Annotated in this window: 6 protein-coding genes; 4 read left to right on the top strand and 2 right to left on the bottom strand. The window is 44.3% G+C overall.

The window, feature by feature from the left end; all coding sequences use genetic code 11:
- The first annotated feature begins 301 nt into the window (after positions 1-301).
- From OCV65_RS12710 to glpK, 4 genes are read left to right on the top strand one after another with little or no spacing between them, the layout of a single operon-like run.
- Entirely contained in the window at positions 302-1,792 is a 1,491-nt protein-coding gene (locus OCV65_RS12710) for an NAD(P)/FAD-dependent oxidoreductase (protein WP_262582357.1), read from the top strand.
- Position 1,793: 1 nt separating this feature from the next.
- Complete coding sequence (locus OCV65_RS12705) at positions 1,794-3,062, top strand: NAD(P)/FAD-dependent oxidoreductase (RefSeq protein WP_262582356.1); 1,269 nt, start codon at positions 1,794-1,796, stop codon at positions 3,060-3,062.
- Entirely contained in the window at positions 3,062-3,427 is a 366-nt protein-coding gene (locus OCV65_RS12700; protein ID WP_118382585.1) for a DUF1667 domain-containing protein, read from the top strand. Before OCV65_RS12705 ends, OCV65_RS12700 begins: the two co-directional genes overlap by 1 nt.
- Positions 3,428-3,454: 27 nt before the next feature.
- Positions 3,455-4,957, top strand: coding sequence for a glycerol kinase GlpK (glpK, locus tag OCV65_RS12695; RefSeq protein ID WP_262582355.1), 1,503 nt, complete (start codon positions 3,455-3,457; stop codon positions 4,955-4,957).
- 195 nt (positions 4,958-5,152) lie between these two features.
- On the opposite strand, the gene OCV65_RS12690 is transcribed toward glpK, so the two are convergent.
- Positions 5,153-5,761, bottom strand: a complete 609-nt coding sequence (locus OCV65_RS12690) for a TetR/AcrR family transcriptional regulator (RefSeq protein WP_262582354.1) — start codon at positions 5,759-5,761, stop codon at positions 5,153-5,155.
- A 143-nt stretch (positions 5,762-5,904) separates the two neighbouring features.
- Positions 5,905-7,296 (bottom strand): alanine/glycine:cation symporter family protein, encoded by a 1,392-nt coding sequence (locus OCV65_RS12685; RefSeq protein WP_262582353.1) that lies wholly within the window; start codon positions 7,294-7,296, stop codon positions 5,905-5,907.
- Positions 7,297-7,349 lie beyond the last annotated feature (53 nt).

Below are 7,349 nucleotides of genomic sequence, written 5' to 3'. Positions count from 1 at the left end.
TGCCATAGGTTATTTCTCCTGTTCTCGTATTGATTATAATTATATATCAAAATCCTTGAGAATAGGGTGTCAACTTTTATGATACAACATCATTTTGTGGGAAATGGCAGAGATTATGAACGTATCTCTGGACGAGTTGGTCGGAAGAAAAAGATGAGTAAAGCAGTTGGATTATAAAAAAGGTATTGCCATATTCTGAGAAAAGTGCTATGGTAATTACAGTTAAATAATGATTTTGGAGAAAACGGAGTACAAAAATAGACGGCGTGAAGCCGGCTTGTTTTTGTACTCTTTTTTTGTTTTGTTCAGAGCCCAGCAGAATTGGAAACGAAAGTTAACAGAAGGAGGATATAATATGCGAGACATAGTAATAATTGGAGCCGGAGTCACGGGAAGTGCGGTGGCGAGAGAACTGTCCAGATATCAGTATGATGTACTGGTGGTGGAAGCTAACAGTGATGTGTGCGAAGGAACATCCAAGGCCAACAGCGGTATTGTTCATGCAGGATTCGACACGGAGCCAGGTTCTATGATGGCGAAGATGAATATCAGAGGCAATGAGATGATGGAACAGCTGTCCAAGGATTTGGATTTTCCGTTTAAACGAAATGGGTCACTGGTTCTCTGCTTCGACGAGAAAGATATGGATCAGTTAGTATATCTTCTGGAAAAGGGTCAGAAAAACGGTGTTCCGGGTCTTCGGATTATCACAAAAGAAGAAGTGAAAGAGATGGAACCGAATGTTACCGATGACATGGTGGCAGCTTTGTATGCGCCGACTGGTGGAATTGTATGTCCGTTTGGACTGAACATTGCAATGGCTGAAAATGCATGTGAGAATGGTGTGGAGTTCCAGTTTGATACAGAGGTTCAGAATATCATGCCGATGGAAGGTGGTTACAGACTGGAAACTTCCAGGGGCGACATTGAGACAAAGATGGTTGTCAATGCGGCTGGTGTTTATGCGGATAAGTTCCATAATATGGTCAGTGAAGATAAGATTGAGATTATTCCGAGAAAAGGTGAGTACTGTTTAATGGATAAAAAGGTGGGAGATTTTGTAAAGAGTACGATTTTCCAGCTTCCTACAAAATACGGTAAAGGCGTACTGGTAACACCTACGGTACACGGTAATCTGCTGGCAGGACCAACGGCGGTAGATATTGAAGATAAGGAAAATACACAGACGACTGCCGAAGGTTTGGAAGAATTGCTGACAAAGGTAAAAGTCAGCGCACCGAACATTCCGACACGTCAGGTGATCACATCATTTACAGGTCTTCGAGCACATTGGACCGGACATGAATTTATCATCAAGGAAGTAGAAGGAGCATCGGGATTTATTGATGTGGCAGGTATTGAGTCACCGGGACTTACCAGTTCCCCGGCGATTGGAGAATATGTAGCAGAGTTGGTGCGGGGAATTTATCCGAAGGAAAAGAAAGTACATTTCAAGGCAACAAGAAAAGGAATTCCGAATGTGGCAGAGGCATCATTTGAAGAGCGCCAGGAACTGATCAGACAGAATCCGGCATACGCCAATGTGATCTGTCGATGTGAAGTAGTTACAGAAGGCGAAATTATGGATGCAATTCACAGACCTCTTGGGGCTACAACACTGGACGGCATCAAACGTCGTACCAGAGCAGGGATGGGAAGATGTCAGGCAGGGTTCTGTGCACCAAAACAGGTGGAGATCCTGGCAAGAGAGCTTGGCAAAGACGTATCGGAGATTACCAAATCCGGCGAAGGTTCTGCATTTTTAACAGGTTACGATAAGGAGGATATATAAGATGAAGACAGAGATTGCAATCATCGGGGGAGGACCGGCAGGACTGGCGGCAGCAGTTGCAGCCAGAGAGGCAGGGGTACAGGATATCCTGATCATAGAGAGAGATAATGAACTTGGCGGTATTTTGAATCAGTGCATACATAACGGATTTGGACTGCATACATTTAAGGAAGAATTGACCGGACCTGAGTATGCCGGAAGATATATTGAAAAGGTAAAGGAAATGGAGATTCCGTATCTGCTTCATACGATTGTTGTGGATGTGTCCAGGGATAAAGTTGTTACTGTAATGAATAAAGAACAGGGCTTGTTCCAGATTGAGGCAAAAGCAGTGATTCTGGCAATGGGATGCAGAGAGCGTTCCAGAGGTGCACTGAATATTCCGGGTTATCGTCCGGCGGGTATTTACTCCGCAGGAACTGCACAGAGATACGTCAATATGGAAGGAAGAATGCCTGGTAAAAAAGTTGTAATCCTGGGTTCCGGAGATATCGGACTGATTATGGCGAGACGTATGACGCTGGAGGGTGCCAAGGTTCAGGTGGTGGCAGAGCTGATGCCGTATTCCGGCGGTCTGAAACGTAATATTGTGCAGTGTCTGGATGATTATGGTATTCCGCTGAAGCTGAGTCACACAGTGGTAGACATCAAAGGAAAGAAGCGCGTGGAAGGTGTAACACTTGCACAGGTAGATGAGAATCGCAAGCCGATTCCGGGTACAGAAGAATATTATGATTGTGATACCCTGCTGCTGTCCTGTGGACTGATCCCGGAGAATGAACTTTCTTCCCAGATAGGAGTAGAGCTGAATCCGGTGACATCCGGTCCTGTAGTGAATGAAAGCCTGGAGACGAATGTAGACGGCGTATTTGCCTGTGGTAACGTGCTTCATGTCCATGATCTGGTAGATTATGTATCCGGAGAAGCGAAGACTGCCGGTGAAAATGCGGCAGCATATGTACAGGGCAATCTTCCGGAAGCTGGTAAAGAGATTCCATTAAAAGGTGAGAATGGAGTACGTTATACGGTGCCTTGCAGTGTGGATGTCGACCGTATGACGGATAAGCAGGTGGTACGTTTCCGTGTGGGAAATGTTTATAGAGACAAGTATCTCTGCGTGTATTATAATGATAAGTGTATCAGCAGGGTAAAGAAAAAAGTAATGGCTCCCGGCGAGATGGAACAGGTAATCCTTCTGAAATCCAAGCTCGAAGAATTTGAAGGACTTGAGAGCATTACCATTCGGATTGAAGAGGAGGGGCAGAGATAATGAGAGAGAAAGAGTTAGTATGTATCGGATGTCCTCTGGGCTGCAGCCTGAAAGTGACCATCCAGGACGATAGCACCATGGAAGTAACTGGCAATACATGTCCGAGAGGAGCGGACTATGCCAGAAAAGAACTGACAGATCCAAGACGGATCGTCACGTCTTCGGTTCCGGTGGAGGGAGGTCATCTGCCATGTGTATCTGTGAAGACAGAATCAGATATACCAAAAGATAAGATATTTGACTGTATCAAAGCACTGAAAGATGTGAAGCTTCAGGCTCCGGTGAAGATCGGACAGATCGTATTGCCGGATGTGGCAGGTACAGGGGTTAACGTGTTGGCAACTAAGAATATTCAGGCCCTGTAGCAGAATCAAACAGAGAGGATGAATTGTATGGAGCAGTATGTAATGGCCCTGGATCAGGGGACGACCAGTTCCCGCTGTATATTGTTCAATCATGCGGGGGACATCTGTGGTATGGCACAGAGGGAATTTGAACAGATTTATCCGCATCCGGGCTGGGTAGAGCAGAATCCGAGAGAGATCTGGTCATCCCAGTATTCCGTTATGGCACAGGTGATGGCGGAAAATGGAATTGATGCGAAGCAGATAAAGGGAATCGGTATTACGAATCAGAGAGAGACGACGATTATCTGGAACCGTTATACGGGTGAGCCGGTGTACAATGCAATTGTGTGGCAGTGCCGTCGGACAGCGGAGATGATTGATGCATTAAAAGAAGAGGGATTCGATCAGGTGATCCGCGAGAAGACGGGATTGATCGCAGATGCGTATTTCAGTGCCAGCAAGATCGCATGGATTTTAGATCATGTAGAAGGTGCCAGAGAACAGGCTGAGAAAGGCGATTTGCTATTTGGAACAGTAGATACCTGGCTGATTTGGAATCTGACCGGGGGACTGGTACATGTGACCGATTATACGAATGCATCCCGGACGATGTTATTTGACATTCATAAGTTGTGCTGGGATGAGGAAATCATGGCGAAGTTCCGTATTCCACGTGCAATGCTGCCGGAAGTAAAGCCATCCAGCTGCATTTACGGTTATACGGATGAGAAAGTTCTGGTAGGTAACGTGCCGATAGCAGGTGCAGCAGGCGATCAGCAGGCGGCACTGTTCGGACAGGGATGTTTTCAGCCTGGAGATGTGAAGAATACATATGGTACAGGATGTTTCCTGCTTATGAACACAGGAACAGATCCGGTAATGTCAGGCAATGGACTCCTGACAACGATCGCGGCCAGCACAGATCCGGCGAAGGTAGAGTATGCATTGGAAGGCAGTATCTTTGTAGCCGGAGCAGCTAATCAGTGGCTGCGTGACGGCATGCGCCTTGTAGAGAATACGCCAGAGACAGAAATGTACGCCAGTCAGGTGGAAGATACAGATGGCGTATATATTGTTCCTGCATTTGCGGGAATGGGTGCTCCTTACTGGAATCAGTACGCCAGAGGTACAGTGGTTGGACTGACGAGAGGTTGTACCAGAGAGCACTTTATCCGTGCAACGCTGGAATCTATCGCATATCAGGCATATGATGTGATTAAAGCGATGGAAGAAGATGCAGGAGTACAGTTGAACGTGCTGAAGGTAGATGGAGGTGCCAGCGCCAATAATATGCTGATGCAATTCCAGGCAGATATCAATAATACCATTGTGCATCGTCCGAAATGTATTGAGACTACAGCACTTGGAGCAGCATATCTGGCAGGACTTGCAACCGGATACTGGAAGAACAAAGACAAGATCAAAGAGAACTGGCAGCTTGGAAGAGCATTTGAGTCAGAAATGGATAAAGAGAAGAGAAATCAATTGCTGAAAGGCTGGAAACGCGCAGTGCGCTGTGCGATCGCCTGGGCAGAAGATGATGAGTAAAATCTGAATAATAAAGAGCTTTTTATAGACGACATCTATAAAAGGCTCTTTATATTAAAATTACTGATTGGAAATTCCAATAAATGTGAGTTATAATAAAAACAATAAATGATTGACATGGCAATTAGCCAATTCTCTAATAAAAGAACCTTTCAAGCCCGCTACTTGAAAGGTTCTTTTATTAACGTGTTTTTATTAATCTTTATTAATCACGCCGTCCAGATAACATTCCAGTGATCTGCGCATATTCTGCTCAAAATCAGCCTTGCCATTTTTCAGACACCATTCGAATACATTTCCGATAACAATCATACGGATATCGGTGCTGACATCCTCTAACGGACGACGGAGTGCAATTGCTCCGGCATCGATTGATTTCTGGAGATAATTGTGTACAGTCAGAATCGGATAAGGACGTTCCGTACGAATATCCGGATTCAGTGACTGGTTCTTAGGCGTATAATAGTTGGATATGAATTCCAATCCCAGTTCCTTGCAGTATTCTACATAGTTTAGATAGACATGGACGATAGTGGTGATCGCTTCTTCGGCACTGCCAGGCAAATCCAGCAGATCAGGATTAATACTTGGCTGTTCCTCGATATAATAGGAAAGAAGATCATCCTTTGTCTTGAAATGATGATAAAAACTTCCGTTGGATACGCCGGCCTCTTCGCAGATGTTCTTTATAGAGAGAGCTTCATATCCTTTTTCCTGCAGGATAGTCTTGGCTGCTCGGAAAATCCGTCCCTTGGTTTCCTTTGATTTGAGTTGCTGTTTGGATAACTCCTGTGTATCAGACATTGTAAATACTCCTTTACGTTGATGGATTCAGTATAACATAAGAAGTGTACAAATACAAGAAAACCGAGTAAGCTCTGTAATGCTATCCATACTATGTTTTTGTCGTGCATTTGAAAGAAAATATACAAATTCGTTGAATATCCTTAACCTAATTCCTGAATGCCTTCAGCAGCAACGACAGTTTCTTTTACCTGAAAATATTTTTTTGTTTCGCTGATGACAACCTTACGCAGACCAAGAAGTGCAATCAGGTTAGGAATACCCATCAGGGCATTGGTAATATCTGCAAGCATCCAGATTGGATCAAGGGTCATGAACGGCGCAATTGCAATAGCAAGAATATAAATAATCTTAAAAGGCTTAATACTCTTTGTAGTTCCGGTCAGATATAAGATACAACGTTCACCATAATAATTCCAACCAAGAATTGTAGTAAATGCAAAGAAAATCAGACCAAATGAAATCAAATAAGTTCCAATATTGATCGGAAGTCCGGCATTATAGGCTTCTGTGACGAGAATACTTCCGCTTAACTCTGAATTGTCAAGCAGACCACTGGAAATAACAACAAGACCAGTCATCGTGCAGACAACAATCGTTGTAAAGAATACACTTGTCATAGAAATCAGACCCTGCTTTACACAGGAATTCGTTTTTGCGGCAGCGGCAACGATCGGAGAACTTCCGAGTCCGGCTTCGTTTGTATATACACCACGAGCAACTCCCATTCTCATAGCTGTCATAAATGAGATCACTGCAGTTCCGGCAGTTCCGCCCAGTACAGATTCTTTAGAAAATGCACATGCAAAGATGCGACCAAATGTAGCAGGAATTACCTTGCAGTTCCATACAAGAATCAGAACAGATCCGCCTACAAAGAAAAGTGCCATGAAAGGAACGATGAATTCCGCTACTTTGGAGATGGATTTGATTCCACCTAATGTTACAACAGCAGTCATAATGGTAATAATTGCACCGACAAGTAATACTGGAAGATGAAAAGAAGTGCTTACCGATTCTGTAATCGCATGTACCTGTGGAAAAGTACCACTTCCGAGAAGTGCAGTTACAGCGCCAAAAAAGGCAAATGATTTCGCGAGCCATTTGAATTTGTCGCCGAGACCATTCTGGATATAATACATAGGTCCGCCGGCAATCTCACCATTCTCGTCCGTTGTACGGTATTTTATGGCAAGAAGCCCTTCGGCGTATTTCGTAGTCATACCAAGAATTGCGGATACCCACATCCAGAAGAGAGCACCGGGACCGCCGATACGCAGAGCGGTTGCAACACCGACAATGCTTCCGGTTCCGATACAAGCTGCAAGGGTAGTACAAAGAGTTGCAAAAGATGAAACGTCTCCGTCTCCATCTTCTTTTTCAAAAATACACTTTAATGCTCTTGGGAATTTTACGACTTGCAGTCCACCTAACGCGATCGTGAAAAAAAGCCCTGTTCCCATAAGTAAAAAGAGAGTGGGTGGTCCCCAAACAGCCGTCTGAATTTTTGCTAATACATGTGTTAATACATCCATAATATAAATGCCTCCAATATTTTTCGCTTTATTTGATAATAGACGGAAGTGAA

Origin of the sequence: Dorea ammoniilytica (assembly GCF_025567415.1) — a bacterium.
GTDB classification, from domain to species: Bacteria; Bacillota; Clostridia; order Lachnospirales; family Lachnospiraceae; genus Claveliimonas; species Claveliimonas ammoniilytica.
Note: the sequence above shows the minus strand (reverse complement) of the source record. Positions and strands in the feature narration are given on the sequence as shown.

Bases quoted from the DNA above. Each gene is read 5' to 3' on its own strand.
- OCV65_RS12685 (WP_262582353.1), bottom strand. From the start codon at position 7,296: ATGGATGTATTAACACATGTATTAGCAAAAATTCAGACGGCTGTTTGG.
- OCV65_RS12705 (WP_262582356.1), top strand. From the start codon at position 1,794: ATGAAGACAGAGATTGCAATCATCGGGGGAGGACCGGCAGGACTGGCG.
- OCV65_RS12690 (WP_262582354.1), bottom strand. From the start codon at position 5,761: ATGTCTGATACACAGGAGTTATCCAAACAGCAACTCAAATCAAAGGAA.
- glpK (WP_262582355.1), top strand. From the start codon at position 3,455: ATGGAGCAGTATGTAATGGCCCTGGATCAGGGGACGACCAGTTCCCGC.
- OCV65_RS12700 (WP_118382585.1), top strand. From the start codon at position 3,062: ATGAGAGAGAAAGAGTTAGTATGTATCGGATGTCCTCTGGGCTGCAGC.